The organism is Candidatus Acidiferrales bacterium, from assembly GCA_035934015.1.
Classification (GTDB): Bacteria; Acidobacteriota; Terriglobia; order Acidiferrales; family UBA7541; genus DAHUXN01.
In genome coordinates this window covers 180110-198833 of sequence record DASYYH010000011.1, presented here as the reverse complement: position 1 = coordinate 198833, position 18724 = coordinate 180110, and the positions used below count along the sequence as shown (strand labels likewise).

The following is an 18724-nucleotide window of genomic DNA, read 5'->3' as shown; positions in this document are numbered from 1 at the left end:
CTCGCCAATAGATGCGCGCACGGATGGAAACGTTGTGGGTTCGTGCGGCGGTTGCCACTATAATACGAGTCTTGCAGGCAGCACTCTTTTTTCGAACGAGGCCTGGCTCCCCTCTATGTACTTTTTGTATAGCGTGCTGACGGCGATTGGCATGGCGCTGCTCGCGCCGTATTTCCTGGTGCAAGGGCTGCGGCGGGACAAGTATCTGGCGAGTTTTTGGCAGCGTATGGGGTGGCTGCCGGAGGGATTCGCGCACGGAATTGCGCCGCGAACAGCGATCTGGGTTCACGCCGTGTCGGTCGGCGAAGTGCTGGCAGCCAAACCGCTTGTGGATTGCTTGAAAAAGCGATTCCCGAAGACGGCGATTTTCGTTTCGACGACGACGGCTACGGGCCAGCGTGTTGCCCGTGAACGAATTACAGTTGCGGACGGCGTCTTCTACTTTCCCTTCGACTGGACTGGCCCCGTGCGGCGCGCGATGCACAAAATTCAGCCTGCGCTGATCGTGATTCTCGAAACGGAGATTTGGCCGAACTTGATGCGCGAGGCGGACCGCGAGGAGATTCCCGTTGTTTTCGTGAACAGCCGAATCTCGGAGAAATCTTTCCGGCGGTTTCAGAGATTCGAGCCTTTTGTTGGCGGATTTTTCCGGCGCGTTTTGCATCACGCTGATTTGTTTCTCACGCAAAGCGTCGAAGACGCACGCCGCTTGCGTGCGATGGGCGCACCGGCGGAGAGAGTTGAGGTCACGGGCAATCTCAAATATGACCACGAGCCACCGGCGCCTGGAGCCTTTGGCGGCTGGCTGGCGCAGCAGTGCCGCGAGCAGGAGCGCTGGCCGATAGCGATCGCGGGCAGCGTCGTAGCCGGAGAGGAAGAGGCTGTGCTGGCGGCTTTCGATTATGTTCAGCGCCAATGGCGGCATGCGCTGCTACTACTCGCGCCGCGAAAGCCGGAACGTTTTGACGCGGCCGTGCGTGCGGTTGAGGAGCGCGGCTGGAAAGCGATTCGGCGCAGCTCGATCGATACGAACACTTCGCTCGACGAAAATGCGGATGTGCTTGTTCTCGATTCGATTGGCGAGCTGGCAGGGTTATACGCTCTGGGCGATGCCGTTTTTGTCGGAGGATCGCTTGTGCACTCTGGCGGACACAATATTCTCGAGCCCGCGTGGTTTGCCAAGCCTCCTTTGTTTGGGCCATCGATGGAAAATTTTCGAGAGATGGCGGCGCGCTTTGCGAGTTCCAGCGCAGGAATGCAAGTGACGAGCGGAGAAAGACTGGGCCGTGCATGGGTCGAACTGATTGGAAATCCGGAACACCGGGATGAAATGGGGCGAAAAGCGCGTGCGCTTGTGGAGTCCAACCGCGGAGCGACAGCGCGATCCCTGGACCGGATCGCGGCGGTTCTCGAAACACAGCGGGGCGGCGCGTGACGCCGGGTCAAGCGCTGCTGTGGCCTTTTTCCGTCGCATACGGCGCAGGCGGGCGTCTTTGGGCATCGTGCTATCGGACGGGAATCTTTCGGCAGAAGCGGCTCAAGGGCGCGGTTGTCAGCGTGGGAAACCTTACTGTCGGCGGCACGGGGAAGACGCCGATGGTAGTGTGGCTGGCGAAAAGATTTTCCGCCGCGGGAGTGAAGACGGCAGTCTTATGCCGTGGCTACAGGCCTTTGCCGCACGGAACTGCGCTTGCAGATAGCTCCGGAATTGCTGAAGGTTGGAATGATGAAGCCGCGCTGCTTCATCAGAGGCTAGGCCCTGCGGTTGAGATTGGAGCGAATGCCAATCGCTATGCAAAAGGAAGAGATCTCGAAAGCAGCGGCGTGAAATGCTTTGTTCTCGACGACGGATTTCAGCATCTGCAATTGGCGCGCGATGTCGATATCGTGATGATTGACGCGACGAATCCGTTTGGCGGCGGGCACGTTATCCTGGCGGGACGCCTGCGTGAACCGACCTCTGCACTGCGGCGCGCGGACATCGTTGTCATTACGCGCAGCGATCATGCTCCGGCGGTTGAGGCAGTGATTCGTCGGCACAGTAATGCGCCGATCTTTTATGCCCAGACAGAGTTGGTTAGCCTCGAAGTGCGCGGGTTGATGGGAAGTTTAGTCGAGAAGTTTAGGCCCGAGGGGAAGAAGTTCTTCGCTTTTTGCGGCATCGGGAACCCAGGAGCGTTCTTAAGTGATCTTAAGAGCTGGGGATTTTCCATCGTGGGCCATGCGAATTTTCGCGACCACCATCTCTATACGAAACACGATCTGGCGGACCTTGAGGCCCGTGCCATGGCCGCGGGGGCTGACGCGCTGATCTGCACAGAAAAAGATATCTACGACTTAACGTCGCTAAAGACCGAGCGCATTCCGATCTGCTTCTGTAGAATCTCGCTGCGTTTCAACGACGAAGACGCGTTGTGGCGCACGATTGTGGACGCGATTCATCGCAAGAAACCCGGTGTGCTGCAATGAAGATTCTGGTGCGGGCGACGAATTGGGTCGGCGACGCAGTAATGTGCATTCCGGCTCTGGAGGCCATTCGCGCAAGGTGGCCGCAAGCAGAAATCGCGATTCTCGCGCGGCGTTGGGTTGGCGATATCTACAGTGGTCAGGCGTTTGCTGATCGCGTAATTGTGCAGGACGTTTCTCCGCGGAATCCGTTTTTAGTTGAAGGTATGGCTCGCACTCTGCGCCGCGAGCGCTTCGATTGCGCGATTCTCTTTCAGAATGCATTTTCAGCAGCGTGGCTGGCGTGGCGAGCCGGTATTGCACAACGCATCGGATATGCACGCGATGGTCGCAGCTTTCTTCTGACGCAGGCGATCGCGGTGCCGGGCAAGAACGAAATTCCAGCGCACGAGTCGTATTACTATCTGGAGCTGCTTCGCCGCGCGGGGTGGATCGAGAAACTTCCGGAAATTGCAGAAATCCGTTTGGAATTGGCTCCCGGCGCAAGCGAGGCTGCGGAATCGCGCCTCCTGCAAGCGGGCGTGAAATCGAAAGCGATTCGAATCGCCATCGCCCCGGGCGCAGCATACGGTTCCGCAAAATGCTGGCTTCCGGAACGTTTCGCCGAAGTCGCAGATGCTCTGATTGGTGAGTTCGCAGCGGATGTGATACTTTTCGGTACGACTTCAGAAGCTGAGGTTTGCGGAAAAATCGCCGCCCGAATGCGCCATCGCCCAGTCAATCTTGCCGGCCAGACGCCGATCGGAGAACTTCCCGCGCTGTTTTCTCGTTGCCAGCTTTTTCTTGGAAATGACTCTGGAGCGATACATGTCGCGGCAGCAGTGGGCGTGCCCGTCGTCGCAATTTTCGGGCCGACAGATCCTGAAGGAACATCCCCTGTGACGCTGAAGCGGTCGTTGGTTCGCCATCCGGTTTCCTGTAGCCCCTGTTTTCTTCGCGAATGTCCCATAGATCATCGTTGCATGACCCGCGTTGAAGTAGCGGGCGTCCATGCGGCAGCGGTGAAGTGGCTGGAGAAGGCGCATCATGTCTAGCGCGGAACGCAAGCGGCCTGCGGTCTTCCTGGATCGCGACGGAACAATCGCCGAGGAGATGGGCTACGCGAATCACTTGAGCCGGTTCACGATTTTTCCCTTTGCGGCTCGCGCCATTCGCAGGCTGAATGAAGCGGGGATTCCCGTCATCGTCGTCACGAATCAGTCCGGGGTCGCGCGAGGATTTTTCCCGGAATCGCTGGTCCAGGAGATGCATAAAAAAATGAAAGCGGAACTTGCCGCCGGCGGCGCGCATGTCGAGGGGATTTATTATTGCCCGCACATCCGCGATGACAATTGCGACTGCCGCAAGCCCCTGCCGGGAATGCTGACGCGGGCGGCGCATGAGCACGGTTTGGATCTAGGTGCGTCGTCATTAGTGAGCGATCGCTACGATGACATTCTGATGGCTCACTCCGTTGGTTCCAGCGGGGTATTGGTTCTCAGCGGATATGGCCGCGGCGAATACCAATGGAAAAAAGACGGCTGGCTGCGGCAGCCAGATCACGTAGTGGAAAATCTGGCTGAGGCTGTTGATATCATCCTCGGAGATATGCGTTGAGCGGGCGCCGAGAGCCTTCTGCGGCTGGTGGGCGCGCGCCGGATCTGTCGCGTTTACTCGACCTCGTCGCCGCTTTTCCGCGACAGCGAATTGTTGTTCTCGGCGATTTTGTTGTTGATGAATACGTGACGGGAGAAATCTCGCGCGTGTCTCGCGAGGCGCCCGTCCTGATTTTGCGCCATCGGCAAACGGAAATTGTCCCGGGCGGCGGCGCGAATGCGGTGAACAATCTGATTGATCTCGGTGCTCGAGTTTTGCCGGTGGGTGTTGTTGGCGACGATGCTTCCGGGGAGGCGTTGCTCGCCTATTTTCGGCGAAAGTGTGCTGATGTTTCCGGGATCATTCGCGCGCGCGGATGGGCGACCACGACGAAAACGCGTTTTCTGGCGCGCTGGACCCATACGGCACGGCAACAGGTATTGAGAGTCGATCATGAGCCAAACGGAACATTGCCCGGCGGCGTAGCACTCGAAATCATGCGCAAAGCGCGCGCTCGCATTGCCAAATCGGACGCCACGATTGTTTCCGATTACGGGGCTGGCTCAGTGACGCCCGAATTGCTGAAGGGAATGCGATGGAAAATCGCAACGCTAGATTCACGGTATCGGATGCTCGATTATCGTGGCGCGCGGTTTACCGCGGCAACACCCAACGAGCCGGAGATTGAGGCGGTGTATCAAACGCAAATCGGCAACGACCGGCGGAAACTGGAATTGCTGGGCCAAGAGGCTTTGCGAACACTTGGTTTACAAGCGCTGCTCGTGACGCGAGGCAAAGACGGCATGGTGCTTTTCGAGCGATCGAAGCCGCCCCATGAGATTGGCGTTTATGGAAATGCAGATGCTGTGGACGTGACCGGGGCGGGAGACACGGTGATCGCTGTTTTCACACTGGCGCTCGCGGCGGGCGCATCATTCGCCGAAGCCGCGCATCTCGCCAACTATGCTGGCGGCATCGTCGTGATGAAGAGAGGCACGGCGACCGTGACGCGGGTCGAGCTGGAAGCAGCCGTGCGCGGCGAGGCCACAGCGCGCCAATGAACACTCGTGCAAAAATTCTCTCTCGTGCTGAATTAGTGAAGCGATTCGAGGAGCATCGGAGAAAAGGCCAGCGCACGGTGCTTGCGAATGGCTGTTTCGATGTTCTGCATGCCGGGCACGTGCGATATCTCGAAGGAGCGCGGCGGGAGGGAGACGTTCTTGCTGTTGCGATCAATTCGGATTCCAGCATGCGACTGCTGAAAGGGCCTGGCAGGCCGATTCTTCCGGCGCAAGCACGCGCAGAGCTCGTCGCGGCGCTTCGCGCGGTGGATTACGTGGTCATTTTTCCCGAGCCGGATGTGCGCTCGCTTCTGCGCGAGCTTCGCCCGGATGTCCACACAAAGGGGACTGATTACACCGCAGAAACTGTTCCCGAACGAGAAGAATCTGTGCGATTGGGCATCCGGATTGCGATTGTCGGCGATCCCAAGCAGCATTCGACGCGCGATCTTGTTGCTCGCATTCGCGACGCAGGCCATGCCTGAGGAGCGCTTCCTCATTTTGCGCATGAGTGCGCTGGGAGACATTGTCCACGCGCTTCCAGCCGTCGCGGCGCTGCGCGACTCGTTTCCGCGAGCGGAAATCGACTGGCTTGTTGATTCCAAGTTTTCGTCAATCCTTGCAGGCAATCCGGACGTCAATCGTGTGGTCGGAATGAATCGGAGTAACCGGCGAGATGTGATCGCCGGGATCAAGCGATTGCGCGCCGCGGGTTACACAACGGCGCTGGATTTTCAGTCGTTGTACCGCTCCGCAATCCTCGGATATCTTTCCGGTGCTCCGCGACGCATCGGTTTTGACGCCGACTATTCGCGCGAGCGGGGTGCCGCGCTTTTTTACACGCAGAAAGTGACCCCAAGCCGAAAACATGTGGTCGATCAAAATATAGAGCTCGCGGAATGCGCGGGCGCCAGAACACAAAGCATTCGATTCCCACTTCGTGTTTCCCCGGAAGCGGAAGCGCATGTCGAATGCACGCTCGCTGCACACGCAGTGAAGGACTATTTTGTTCTTTCGCCGGGTGGCGGCTGGGGCTCGAAATGCTGGCCAGCGGAGCGTTATGGCACGCTGCATCGTGCGCTGACTGAGCGTTATGGCTGGCGAGGAGTGATCAGTTTCAGTCCTGCCGAGCGCCAACTGGCGGAGATTGTTCGGCACGAAGCCGGCTCGCCCGGGCCGGTTGTCGAATTGTTTGACCTGCCCCAGTTGATGGCGCTTCTTCGCGGCGCAAGGTTTCTTGTCGCAGCGGATACCGGCCCGCTGCATCTTGCCTCTGCATTGGGAACACCTGTGGTTGGTCTTTACGGCCCGACGGACCCGGCGCGAAACGGTCCTTACGACGCGAACGACATTGTCGTGCGAAATGCCGCAGCAGAAGAGACAACGTACCGCCGGAACAAGGCGCCTGCGAGCTCGATGCTGTCGATCACGGTTGAGCAAGTGGCGGACGCAGTCGAGCGCCGTCTGAGGAATCGATGATGGCCTCGGCGACGAATTTCTGGATTCGCTGGCGCGTGCGCATTGGCTATCCGGTTGCGCTCGCATACTTGATTCTTGCGAAACCAACCGCGCGGTCATTGGTGATTGGCGGCTTGACCGGCGTAATTGGGCTCGCGATACGAGCTTGGGCCGCGGGATATCTTCGCAAGCATGAAGCGCTGGCCACAAGCGGCCCCTATACATTTACGCGCAATCCTCTCTATTTTGGCAGCGTAATTCTCGCTGCTGGTTTTGTGATTGCTGGTTGGTCGGTCTGGCCCGGAGTTGTCGTCACCTTATATTTAGCGTTGTTCTATCCAGCTGTGATGCGGCGCGAAGAATCGGAATTGCAGGGACATTATGGTGAAGTGTTCACGGAATACGCCGCGCAAGTTCCGCTTTTCTGGCCAAGACTCGCGCCTCATCGTTCGCCCGCGAGACGTGAGTCGTTCTCCTCGAAGCTCTACCTTAGGAACCGGGAATACCAAGCAATCATGGGTTTTTTCTTCGGACTGGTGCTGCTTTGGGCAAAGATGCATTGGATTCACTGAAGCGATGTCGATCATGCGCAGAGTTTCATCCGTTTTTGAATCATTGCTAGCTTGAAAGAGATTATTCGTTTACCATGAACGGAGTTTGGCCAGATTTCCGCCCCTTCGGATTAGGAGCGCCCCATGAATCGGGAACACAGCCGGGAGAAGACGGTAGTCATTCACTCGGCTGGCTCGGATACTGAAGCGATGGTGATTCGCGGGTTGCTGGAGAGCGCGGGGATATCCTGCGTGGGGTCGTCAAGCACAAATCCATTTCCAGTTGATGAACCATTGCCAGGGTTCAGCGGATCTGACGTCGTGGTCTTGGAATCTCAGGCGCAAGCCGCTCAAAACATCATTGCCGACTACCTCAAAAGCAACGAAGGCATCGAAGTCGAAGATGACGACGATGGTTCTAACGAGAATTCCGAGAAGTAGAGAAGCACGTCCTCAACTGCAAGTCCTTTAGCTGCGAATTCCTTCTGTGTTTAGCGCTTCTGCATGCGCGCAAAGTCACTCGTGTACAGGTTGCGGCCATCGGTGGACACGGTAAGGGCACCGTCTCGATCCGTCCGGAATAGATTGATCTTTTTCTCCTCGTACCTTTGTACTGTTGCCGGGTAAGGAAGGCCGTAGGGATTTTCTTTGCCGACAGAAATGGCAGCGACACGAGGAGCAACGGCATCGAGGAATTCCTCGGTCGAGGAAGTCTTGCTGCCGTGATGTGGCACTTTGAGGAAATCTGCGGATAGAGGCTCGCGCTCGTCGACGAGCGTATTTTCCGCTTCTTTCTCTATGTCCCCGGACAATAGGAAATGAATCGATCCGTCTCCTAGCCGCAACACAACGGAGTCATTGTTCGCGGCGGCGGGCGCTTCAGCCAGATCTTCCGGCCAGAAAAACTGCCCCATGATTCCTTGCCAGTCAAAGCTGCTGCCCTGCCTTTTGTGCACGATGGGAATGCCCTCCGCCGTGGCCTGCGAAAGCAAGTTGTCGTAGGCGGCTGCATTCTCGTCGCGTCCAACCCAGAGTTGCCCTACGCGGAAGTTCTTGAGAACGGAGAAAAGACCGTCGATGTGGTCGTGATGCGCATGGCTCAACAAGACGACATCCAGCTTCTTGACTCCGCGCGACCAGAGATACGGCGAGACAACTTGTTCGCCAACGTCAATGCCAGACTGATAGCCCCCGATGCGTTCGGTTCCGGCTGCACCGCCACCGTCGATGAGCATGGTTTGGCCATCGGGAAACGCGACGAAGATTGAATCTCCCTGGCCGACATCGAGCACCGTTGCTTCAAGGCGGCCCGGTGCGAGCGACGGACGGAACGGATAAATGGCTACGACAAATCCCAGCCCGATCAGCAAAGCAAATATGAGTTGCTCAGCAATTCGCCGCATACGATTGGCCGCGGTCGTCTCTCGGGCGAACCGATTTCCTTGTGCTGCTGTCCATGCGAGACAGGCCAGAGATGCAAGAACTGCCATGAAAGCAGCGAGCACCCAAAGGGGAGGTCCCGGAATCCGCCAGGATGCGTGCGGTAGCCGGCTGAACCAGCCGATGCTCGCGAGAAGCCAACCGACGAGGACACCTTCTACTTTCGCGATGACGGCTCCCAGCCCATACCAAATATAACTCGCGCCGAGGCCGAAGAAGCCGAGCGGGACAATCACAGCGGTCAGCAATACAGCCAGAATATTGCTGACCGGCCCCGAAATGCTCACTCGATGAAAGTAAAAAGCGAGAAGGGCCATCATCCCGAGCTGTATGGAAAAGGACAGCACGAAAAGATCCCATATTCGCAAGCCGAATCGCACAGGAATCGTGAAGAGCGACTCACTGTGCAAAGCCAGTAAGCGAGGCAACTTTGAAAAGGCATGATTTACGATCGCACGGAGATCGAGGCGAAATTGTGTCGCGCGCGGCGAGTGCAAACGATCGCGTGTGACATCGCCAAGGTGCTCGAGGGCTCGCCGATAGTGACTCGATGTGCGATCGACCCACGGCAAACCCAGGCCGGCGATCACGCCCGCCGCGACAAAGGAAAGCTGGAAGCTGGCGTCAAAGAGTTCGTCCGGCCGTGCGATCAGAAGAATTAGCGCGGCGAGCGCGACGGTATTCACGAGCGCGACACGGCGAAACTGCAGGCGCGCGCATAAGAAGATTGCCGCCATGAGCGCCGCACGCAAAATCGGTGGACGGTCCTGCACAACGCCAACGTACCCTGCAAGAAGGAGAATCGTCAGCAATGTGGCGGCGGGAAGGGGCAGCCGCAGCAGTTTGCATAGCCAAAAGATGAAAGCGGCGAGGACGCCGACGTGCAGTCCAGCAAGAACGAGAACATGGAACGCTGCGGTCCTCTGGAAATTGTCGGCGATATCCGAGTTTACGAAATTGCGATCGCCCAAAAGCATTGCGCGGAGAACAGCAATGCGGCTCCCGTCCCCAGCGTAAAGGTCGTCGAGACGAGTAAGCAGGTCTCCATGAACGCGCGCGAATCGTTGCGAAATCGATATGCGAGGCGAGGCGATTTTTTGTATGAGTTCCGGGCTGCGGAGAGTGGCGAGCAGTTCAATACCCTGGCGTGCCAGGAAGGCGCGTTCGTCGAAGACGCCTGGGTCTTGGTAATTACGCGGTATGCGCGCGCGGCAGAGCACTTCAAGAGCATCGCCAGCGCGCAACATTGGTGGCGGCTCGGAATCGTTCTCGCCGGAGTAATAGGTCAGTCGAAGGCCGCCCTGAATCGAAATGGCCTGCCCGGCGATTGCTACATTGCTGAGGTCGATGGTGTAGCGCAGGCCCCACGGCAGTTTTTCCGGATCTTCGCGGAGAGTCCCTTGCCATCGAAGCGGCTCACTTGCATCAATTTTGTGGCTGGCAATCAGATGCGCGACGTCATTTGGCGATACATCGAGCCGCGCGAGCCGCAATGCGAAGCCTCCCAGAGCGAACCACGCGGCGAGCGCAAAAAGAACGGGAGTAAATGTCCATCTCGAACAAAAATGGAAAATCAGACCGGTAAGGATGGAAAGCGCCGCAGCTATCAACCAGATATGTAAATGGATCGGCAAGAACGGTTCGACGGCGATGCCGCAAGCGAACGCCAGCGCAAGGGCAAGCGCCGGCAACTTCACGGAGCGGACTCCAGGAGGGCGAACGATTCGATGTGATACGTTTGCGGGAACATATCTAATAAGTGCAGTTCATTGAGAGTATACGCCTGTGTGCACAGTTTTGCGAGATCACGGGCTAAAGTCGAAGGGTCGCAGGAAACATAGAGGACGCGCCGCGGCCGGATGGCGATGATTTGGCGAAGTGCGCCCTCCTCAAGCCCCGCGCGCGGGGGATCGAGAACAATCGCCTCAGGAGAAGCGGCATCGCGTTTGCGCTTCCAGCGAGATAGGAAACCTTCGGCCGTGTCATTATGCGTTCGGATCCCTGCGCTGAGGCCAGCATTTCGCTCCAGGTCGCGCGCCGACGCAGGATCGGACTCGATAGCCTCCACGCGCGAAAAATGTTCGGCCAAGCCCACGGCGAAAAGGCCGGTGCCGGCATATAGATCGAACGCCAGCTCCCCAGCCCCAGCGGAGGCAGAAACCACGGAAGCCACCTCGTCAACAAGATAGCGATTCACTTGAAAGAATGAAAGATGGCCGACCTGAAAATTGTTTCCACCAGCGCGGTAATTGAGCGAGCCGGGGCCGTGTAATGCCATCCGCTCGCCGGGGACATCGCGAAGAAGGATGCTCGTCGCGGAAGGAACTGCCACGGAAATGTCCTGCGCGATTGAATCTGAGGAACGGGGCAGGGACGCACAGGTGACGTTTAACAGGAGCGTTTCGTCGCTGGCATCAGCAAATGTCTCTACCTCGCGAACCAGCGGCGAGACCTTCCCGTGTTCCAGCGCACTTCGCAAAGACGAGAACGCTGCAAAAAGAGCCGGGGAGAGAATGGAGCACTGCTCCACCGGGCAAAGCACACTGGAGCGCGCGCGAAAATAACCGATTTGTGCCGTGCCGGCGCTTTTATCGCCGCTGCGTTCGGAAGCACCGGGCCGAATCTTCCATTGCACACGGTTACGATATTCCCACGGCGGCGACGCGTGAACGGTGACCGGCCCTTGCCAATCGATGCGCCCAAGGCGATGCAGGGTTTCGCGAAAAATCTGTTCCTTGATATGAAGTTGCATTTCATAAGGAATGTGTTGGTAATCGCATCCGCCGCAAACGCCGAAATGCGGGCAGCGGGGCTGAATTCGATCGGCCGAGGCGGCGATGATCTGGCGCACCTGTCCACGAGCGAATTTCTTTTTCCGTTCGGCAATTTGGACTTCGACGTCTTCGCCGGGGAGCACGAAAGGGACAAAAAGTGTCTCGCCGTTTTCATGCGCGAGGCCCTCGCCGCCGTAAACCAGTTTTTCGATTTTCGCCCGCATGAGTGGTGTGTCTCGCGAAAGATTATTTCAGATAATACAGGCTCAGCCGCGAAAGGCCATAAAGTTCGAAGAGGCGCTTTTGAAGATACTGCCGCTCAACGAGTGCGAGCTGTTCGGCGGACATCTTCCGCCGGTAAGACGCAAGAGCGTGGTCCATCTCGCGCCGCACTTTGAGCATGTCTTCTGTGCTGACACCCGATTGTAAAGTCGCGGTCAGTTTTTCCTCGAGCACGGTGAGTCGCCGTTCCAGGTCTTCCAGGTCCTGTTTTGCCGGCGAATCCAGCAAGGTCTTTGCCTGCTCGAGCGCACCAGCGACTTCGGCAAACCGCTCGCGTAAAACCGGCGATGACGCTCCGTGTTTATCCACGGCAGCAAAAAGTTTGCGCGCGTTATCGTCCAAGAAGTTCGCAAGCTCCACACGGGAAAATGGCTCGGTTTCTTTTTTCGAGTGGCTTATGGCTGGCCCCGTTCCCGTGGCAGCCTCTTGCGCTTCCGCGGCGGCTTCGAGCACAGCGTCGACGCAGTAAGCGAGACTCTTCAGCGGTTTGCCGGCGGCCCCACGGCGGGAGCGGCCATAACTTTCAAATGCACGGTCTATGCCGCGCAGGACGGCATCCAGCGGGATGTCGGCTTTCTGCCAGGTTTCGAGTATCGCCCAATCGACCGGTGACACCAGCAGGTGCGCGCCACGCTTGCGCCAGAAATATTCTTCGATCTCGGTGAAATAGTTGAAGTAGTTGAATTGAGCCATTGAGCGGCCGCAATCACCGCGCTGGCTTTCGAGCGTTTGCTGCCGGTCTCGTCGCAGAGCGTTCGGATTCCTTGGCTGTCGGCACGTCAGCGCTTCCTAAACTTGTGTTTCGTTCCCAGAGGATTCGCAGGCCCTCGAGCGTCAAATGTTCGTCAACTTGCTCGATGTGCCGCGAGGCGGGGGCGATCAGCGAAGCATGGCCGCCCGTAGCGATCACGTGTGTATCCGAGCCGAGTTCTTTTTTCAGGCGTTCGAGGATCCCGTCGACGAGATCCGTGAAGCCGTAATACAGCCCGGCTTGCATCGAAGCAGCCGTATTCGTGCCAATGATTTTTCCCGGATCGCGAATTTCCACGCGAAAAAGCCTCGCGGCCCGTGCGAAAAGCGCGTCGGCAGAGATGCCCATCCCTGGGGCGAGTACGCCGCCGAGATACTCGCCACGTTTGGAAACGACGTCGAAATTAATCGCCGTGCCGAAGTCAACGACCACGCACGGACCGCCATATTTTGCGAAAGCAGCCACCCCGTTGGCAATACGGTCCGCGCCCACTTCCTGAGGATTATCGTAGTGAACCGGCATGCCTGTTTTGATGCCCGGCTCGACGAAGAGGGCTTTCAGGTTGAAGTATCGCTCCGCCATCTTCGCGAGAATGGGACTCAGCGACGGCACGACGGAAGCAATCATCACGCCTTTAATTGCCGTTGAGGGCAGACCAGCGAGCGTGAAAAGATCGCGCGCGAGGATTCCGTACTCGTCAACGGTTTGGTCACGCGCCGTCGTCAAGCGCCAGTGCGCGACGAGTTCCTTCCCATTGAATACTCCAAGCACTGTGTTTGTGTTGCCAACGTCCAGCGCCAGCAGCATCATTCCGCCTCTGCAACTGTTCCCGAGAGAATCGCCTCGGTTTTGCCGTCATCGCGTATCACGCGCAAGATCCCCATCGACTCCAGCCCTGCGGTCGTTCCTTCGAATGTTTCCGCCGCCGTCGTGATACGCACGCGCTTACCTTCGAAATAGCTCGATACCTCCGCGAACCGGCGGAGAATCGGCGCAGCGCCTTCGGCGATGAATTGATTGTAGTAGCGGTCGAGGTGCCGCAGCAACCGTGCGAGCAATTCCAGGCGTGAATGGAAACGCCCGGTTTCGATTCGCAGGGAAGTCCCGATCGCCGCCAGCTCCGCGTGCATTTTTGCTTGATTGACGTTGATTCCGATGCCCACGACGGCGAAGTGCATGCGATCCGGCTCTGCCTGCATTTCGGTCAATATGCCGCAGACTTTCTTGCCATTCAGCAGAATATCGTTTGGCCAGCGGATATCGGGCTGGAGACCACTTTCCTCGGCGATGGCGTCGCGTGCCGCTAGCCCTGCCACAATCGTCAGCGCAGGAGCCAGCATCGGCGAAATCGAAGGGCGCAGGAGAATCGTGGCGTAAATTCCTGAGGACTTTTCTGAAATCCAGGAGCGGCCGCTGCGCCCGCGTCCGGCGGTTTGCTGTTCGGCGACGACCACGGTGCCGTGCGCCTCGCCTGCTTCCGAGAGGCGTATCGCCACGGAGTTCGTCGAGTCGGTCTTGAAAAAATGGAAAATTCGCTTGGCGAATGGCGTACCGTGCAGGCGGCGAGAAAGCAATTGCGGGGCCAGAACGTCCGGAGTCTGCTCGATATGATATCCGGTGCGCGGATGGCCTTTTACTTGAACTCCGGCGGCGCGCAGCGTTTGAATCCACTGCCATACAGTCTGGCGCTTGACGCCGATTTCCTTCGCGATTTTTGCACCGCTGATGACAATCGTCCCATTTTCCGTCAAAAGCGCGAGCAGAGCGTCGATTCGCCGGTCCGTTGGTCCCGGCAGCGGACTTTTTCTCTTCCTGACCATTTGGAGTGTGCCAGCTTACTTGAGGAAAGAGGCAACGACAAGCAGCCGCTCAACTGGCCGCCCTGTCCGATTTTTCGAGTTCGGCAAGGCGGTTCACGAGCTTTTGATGCTCCAGTTGGCGTTCAGCCATCTTTGCCCGCGTGTTTTCCAACACATGCTGCGGCGCGCGGCTCAAGAAACCTTCGTTCTTGAGCAGATCATCGTTGGATTGAATCGCTTTCGCGAGCACGTCGATTTCTTTGCGCAGCCTTTCGATTTCGCGCTGTTGATCGACAGACGCATTCGCGGCCAGGCGCAGGTCCCACTCTGCACCCGAACGCATCGCTGTTCCCCCGCCGGTCAAACGGCTCTTTGAAATGTGCAATGCGGAAAGACCTGCCAGGCGTGTAATCGGTTCAAGGCTTGCTTCCAGCAATTGCCGCCGCAAAGGATTCTCAGCGCCGTATTCAGCGGGAACCTTTTGGCGCGGTTCGACTTTCATTTCGGCGCGAATGTTGCGTGCAGCAACAATGATTTCCTGCAACTCCGCCATTTGTTCCTCGGCTGTGGCATTCGGCCACGCAACAGAAGCTTCGGGAAAGGTTTCGAGGGAGATAGACCGCGCCTGCGCTGCTTGCGGGAGTCGGTGCCACAGTTCTTCGGTTATAAACGGCATGAATGGGTGGAGCAAGCGCAAAGCGTATTCGAATGTGGCAAACAGGTTCCTCCACGTAGCGATCGCTTCCTCGCGATCTTCAGCGGCAAGTTGCGGCTTCAGCCATTCGATATACCAATCGCAGAAATCGCCCCAAAAAAAGTGGTAAATCACGTGAGCTGCTTCATGGAAGCGAAAGTTTTCAAGAGCATCGTTTACTTGTGCTGTCGTCGCCGCCAGTCGCGAGAAGATCCATTGATGAGCAAGCGCGTTGTGCGTCGGATAGGGCGCCTTCGCACGAATCTCTGGCGCCGCCAATTCCTCCAGCCTTACGCCCATCGCTTCAATTTTCTCGAGGTTGAAGAACAAAAACCGCGCGGCGTTCCAAAGCTTGTTTGCGAAGGCGCGGTAGCCGAGGATGCGCTCTTCGCTGAGCGCGATGTCCGTTCCCGGAGCGGCCATCACGGCGAGAGCAAAGCGCAGCGCGTCGGTGCCGTGTTTCTCGATGATTTCGAGTGGATCGACGACATTACCGCGCGTCTTCGACATTTTCATGCCGTGTGGATCGCGTACGAGACCATGGACGTGAAGCGTGGAGAAGGGAATTCGCTCTTCGATTTTGGGCCGTGGCATCAGATGCAAGCCAAGCATGACCATACGCGCGTCCCAGAAGAACAAGATGTCGTAGCCGCTGATGAGCAGGCTCGTCGGATAGAAGGTGCGCAAGTCTTCGGTATCGTCGGGCCAGCCGAGCGTCGACATTGGCCATAGGCCGGAACTGAACCACGTGTCGAGCACATCCGGGTCTTGCGTCAGTTTCGCGCTGCCGCATTTGCTACATTTTTGAGGAACGCTGGCGATCTGCGCATGTCCGTCGACAACCTCCACGCGGGAATCCGGGGCCGGCGTCATCGCCCCGCAATTGCCGCAATGCCAGATCGGAATGCGATGGCCCCACCAAAGCTGTCGCGAAATGCACCAATCGCGAATGTTCGTCAGCCAGTCCAGGAAAATTTTCTTCTGATTGTCCGGAACGATGGATAGCACGCCTTGCTGCACGGATTGAACCGCCGGCTCAGCGAGCGGCTTCATCTTGCAAAACCATTGCATCGAAAGGCGCGGCTCGATGATCGTCTTGCAGCGGTCGCAAATGCCCACGGAAAGTTGGTGATTCGTCACGCGTTCGAGCAAGCCTTTTGCCCTAAGGTCCTCCACGATCCTTTCGCGTGCCGCAAAACGATCCATTCCAGCGTACGGCCCCGCAGCCGCGCTCATATGTCCATCAGGCGTCATGACGTCGATTTCCGCAAGCTTGTGGCGCTGGCCCAGCGCAAAATCATTTGGATCGTGCGCGGGAGTGACCTTTACCGCGCCCGTGCCGAATTCCCGGTCGACGAATTCATCGGCGATGACGGGAATTTCCCGGTTCATCAGCGGCAGAATGACTTTCTTGCCGATGAGCCTCTTGTAGCGCTCGTCTTCGGGATGCACAGCGACTGCCGTATCGCCGAGCATGGTTTCCGGACGCGTCGTTGCAACTGTAATGGACTCATCCGATCCCGCAACGGCGTAACGGATATACCAGAGCTTGCCTTCGCGCGTTTCGTGGACAGTTTCCAGGTCGCTCAACGCCGTTTGGCAGCGCGGGCACCAGTTCACCATGTATCGTCCGCGGTAAATGAGGCCCTCGTGATACAGCCGGAGGAACGCTTCCATCACGGCGCGATAAAGCGGAGGATCGAGCGTGAAGCGTTCGCGCGTCCAATCGCACGAAACGCCGAGGCGGATCATTTGTTTCTTAATGTTGCCGCCGCTTTCGGCTTTCCATTGCCACACACGCCGCTCGAATTCGTCGCGGCCCATCTGCTCGCGTTTCAGCCCTTCTTTTGCGAGCTGTCGCTCCACGACGACTTGCGTGGCTATGCCCGCATGGTCAATTCCAGGCAGCCAAAGAGTCTTGAATCCGCGCATGCGGCGCCAGCGGACGAGAATATCAATCTGTGTGTGTTCGAGCATGTGGCCGATGTGAATTGACCCGGTCACGTTGGGGGGAGGGAGCACGATGGAAAAAACTGTACCCGGCGTCTGCGCTTCAGCGCGGTAAAGCTTCTCGTCAAACCAGGCCTGCGCCCAGCGCCGCTCGATTTCCTGCGGTTCGTATGCTTTCGGGATATCGCTCGGCATTCTTTTCTATATCCAGCCTTGCTCAACGCACAATAAAGCGCGCCGAAAGACGGGAAGTAAACAACTATACGGGGCAACGGCGCAGTCCGTCAAATCGCAGGAAAAGCGGAGAATGGCAATGTTGTTGTGCTATTTCTTTTCGGATTCGCGGTTCAGCACGTCTTCGACCAGAGGCCGAAGCACGCCTTTGGACAGGAGCTCATGAATTTGCGGCTCGAGTTTTTCGAGGACTTTCGCAACTACGTCGTCAATGTTCGCGGGATTCGCCGGGGCTTTCGATGTGCCGTCCGATGCAGCGCTTAGCTCGCTGCTTTCTTCAATAATTCCAACATATCTGTGGATTTCAGTTGGAGCACTATCTTGTTTTGCAGCGGCTGAATCTTCTTCCGCTGGAGAAGACTCTGCAAAATTCTCCGCTTCCTTGCTCACGATAGGATCAGAAATTTCCCGCTCGTAGACTGGTTCATTCGCGTCCGGCGGCACAAACTCGGAGGACTGTATAGGCCCCGAAGGCGCTCGGAAGGGTATCCCCTCGGCAGGAGAAGCTGGTGACATTTCCTGTATGTCCTCTTCTTCCGCCGCGTCCATCGGAGATTGCGCCTTTGTTTCTTCGTGTTGCGACACGGAGTTTTCCCACGTGTCCCGATGAGTAGCTGTCTTCGCCTCGGCCTCGACTGCCGCAGGCTCCGGGGAATTTTCTTCGACAATCTCTGCTGCAGCGCTTTCTTCTATGACTGGCGATTTGGCGAGCGGCGGCACGCTGGCCGTTTCAACAGGCGCGGCTGCCGCGGGCGGCGTCTGATCCGTCCACTCGGGTGCTGAGGATTGGCTAGGTCTGGCCTTCGGTTCGGGTTCGCCCTCGGGAATAACCGCGCCACCGAATGGCACATGTACATGCGTCTTCGGTGCCGCGACGGCGTCAGCCGAATCCGAATCGTCGTCACGAGCTTCGGCAGAAAGGCGCTTCACCAAGTCATCCGAATCGGCTTCGGGAATTTCGTATTCCACGGCAGCGCGACGGCGCTGCCATTCGTTTTCCGGCTCTTCGTCCTCTGCCGCGAGCTCATCTTCGTGTTTTGCAGGCGGAGTAGCCACAGGTGAGCCAAAGCCTTGCTCAGCTCCTCCGGCTTCCTCAAAATCCCGTGGATTCATGGCCACGGTAAACTCTTCAGGCTCGGGTTCAGACTCTTCCTCGACGGGAACTCGCGAGACGCGAACCGGCGGCGGGGCCGGAGCGATTTCGGGGCTCTCCATCACAGGCGATTCCATTCTCGTCGGCGTTGGCGGCGCTTCGACCGCGGGCGGCTCCAGATTGCCCAGGAACGAGCTGACCATCGCAATCAGCGGTTCGGGCGGCACAAAAGGCTTTTTCAATACTCCATTTGCGCCAACGCGCTGGGCTTCTTTTTCATCCAGCGGGTCAAACGCTCCCACAAGCAGAACCACTGGTATCCCGGCGAATTGCGGATCGTGTTTTACGAATTCGCAAACTTCATAACCATTGCGCACCGGCATGAACACGTCGGCAAGCACAAGATCGGGGTGGACTTCAGGGACCTTGCGGCAAGCGGCCTCTCCATTGCCGACGGCGACGACGCGAACACCCTTCTCCTCGAAGACAAGAGAGACCATCTTCTGGATGTTACTGTTGTCGTCCGCGACCAGAATTGTTGCCACGAGCTATCCCTCAGAGAAACTTCCACCCATCCGCGCAGTATGCGCCCTTAC

The 18724-nt window shown here is 57.7% G+C and carries 16 protein-coding genes; 9 read left to right on the top strand and 7 right to left on the bottom strand.

What is annotated here, in order from left to right:
* Positions 1-115 precede the first annotated feature (115 nt).
* The 9 genes from VGR81_05945 to VGR81_05905 all read left to right on the top strand — a co-directional run bounded on the left by VGR81_05945 (position 116) and on the right by VGR81_05905 (position 7552).
* Positions 116-1435, top strand: a complete 1320-nt coding sequence (locus VGR81_05945) for a 3-deoxy-D-manno-octulosonic acid transferase (protein HEV2288480.1) — start codon at positions 116-118, stop codon at positions 1433-1435.
* Positions 1432-2469, top strand: coding sequence for a tetraacyldisaccharide 4'-kinase (gene lpxK, locus VGR81_05940; protein HEV2288479.1), 1038 nt, complete (start codon positions 1432-1434; stop codon positions 2467-2469). Before VGR81_05945 ends, lpxK begins: the two co-directional genes overlap by 4 nt.
* Positions 2466-3500, top strand: a complete 1035-nt coding sequence (gene waaF, locus VGR81_05935) for a lipopolysaccharide heptosyltransferase II (protein ID HEV2288478.1) — start codon at positions 2466-2468, stop codon at positions 3498-3500. The genes lpxK and waaF overlap by 4 nt, the downstream gene beginning before the upstream one ends.
* Positions 3493-4062 carry an HAD family hydrolase gene (locus VGR81_05930; protein HEV2288477.1) on the top strand — a complete coding sequence of 190 codons (570 nt, stop codon included), beginning with the start codon at positions 3493-3495 and terminating at the stop codon, positions 4060-4062. Before waaF ends, VGR81_05930 begins: the two co-directional genes overlap by 8 nt.
* A complete protein-coding gene (locus VGR81_05925) occupies positions 4059-5102 on the top strand; it encodes a PfkB family carbohydrate kinase (protein ID HEV2288476.1) in 1044 nt (347 codons plus the stop codon). Before VGR81_05930 ends, VGR81_05925 begins: the two co-directional genes overlap by 4 nt.
* Entirely contained in the window at positions 5099-5587 is a 489-nt protein-coding gene (locus VGR81_05920; GenBank protein HEV2288475.1) for an adenylyltransferase/cytidyltransferase family protein, read from the top strand. Before VGR81_05925 ends, VGR81_05920 begins: the two co-directional genes overlap by 4 nt.
* Complete coding sequence (locus VGR81_05915; protein HEV2288474.1) at positions 5580-6581, top strand: glycosyltransferase family 9 protein; 1002 nt, start codon at positions 5580-5582, stop codon at positions 6579-6581. Before VGR81_05920 ends, VGR81_05915 begins: the two co-directional genes overlap by 8 nt.
* A complete protein-coding gene (locus tag VGR81_05910; GenBank protein HEV2288473.1) occupies positions 6578-7132 on the top strand; it encodes a methyltransferase in 555 nt (184 codons plus the stop codon). The genes VGR81_05915 and VGR81_05910 overlap by 4 nt, the downstream gene beginning before the upstream one ends.
* Positions 7133-7255: 123 nt before the next feature.
* Positions 7256-7552 carry a hypothetical protein gene (locus VGR81_05905; GenBank protein HEV2288472.1) on the top strand — a complete coding sequence of 99 codons (297 nt, stop codon included), beginning with the start codon at positions 7256-7258 and terminating at the stop codon, positions 7550-7552.
* A gap of 50 nt (positions 7553-7602) precedes the next feature.
* On the opposite strand, the gene VGR81_05900 is transcribed toward VGR81_05905, so the two are convergent.
* From VGR81_05900 to VGR81_05870, 7 genes are all read right to left on the bottom strand, one after another.
* Positions 7603-10248: a DNA internalization-related competence protein ComEC/Rec2 gene (locus VGR81_05900; GenBank protein ID HEV2288471.1), complete on the bottom strand. Its 2646-nt coding sequence runs from the start codon at positions 10246-10248 to the stop codon at positions 7603-7605.
* Positions 10245-11549 carry a 23S rRNA (uracil(1939)-C(5))-methyltransferase RlmD gene (gene rlmD / locus VGR81_05895; GenBank protein ID HEV2288470.1) on the bottom strand — a complete coding sequence of 435 codons (1305 nt, stop codon included), beginning with the start codon at positions 11547-11549 and terminating at the stop codon, positions 10245-10247. The genes VGR81_05900 and rlmD overlap by 4 nt, the downstream gene beginning before the upstream one ends.
* A gap of 22 nt (positions 11550-11571) precedes the next feature.
* Entirely contained in the window at positions 11572-12300 is a 729-nt protein-coding gene (locus VGR81_05890) for a hypothetical protein (protein HEV2288469.1), read from the bottom strand.
* Positions 12301-12313: 13 nt separating this feature from the next.
* Complete coding sequence (locus tag VGR81_05885) at positions 12314-13168, bottom strand: type III pantothenate kinase (protein ID HEV2288468.1); 855 nt, start codon at positions 13166-13168, stop codon at positions 12314-12316.
* Positions 13165-14178 (bottom strand): biotin--[acetyl-CoA-carboxylase] ligase, encoded by a 1014-nt coding sequence (locus VGR81_05880; GenBank protein ID HEV2288467.1) that lies wholly within the window; start codon positions 14176-14178, stop codon positions 13165-13167. Before VGR81_05880 ends, VGR81_05885 begins: the two co-directional genes overlap by 4 nt.
* A 49-nt stretch (positions 14179-14227) precedes the next feature.
* On the bottom strand, positions 14228-16996 hold the full coding sequence (locus VGR81_05875; GenBank protein ID HEV2288466.1) for a valine--tRNA ligase: 2769 nt from the start codon (positions 16994-16996) through the stop codon (positions 14228-14230).
* A 129-nt stretch (positions 16997-17125) separates the two neighbouring features.
* Positions 17126-18673 carry a response regulator gene (locus VGR81_05870; protein HEV2288465.1) on the bottom strand — a complete coding sequence of 516 codons (1548 nt, stop codon included), beginning with the start codon at positions 18671-18673 and terminating at the stop codon, positions 17126-17128.
* Positions 18674-18724 lie beyond the last annotated feature (51 nt).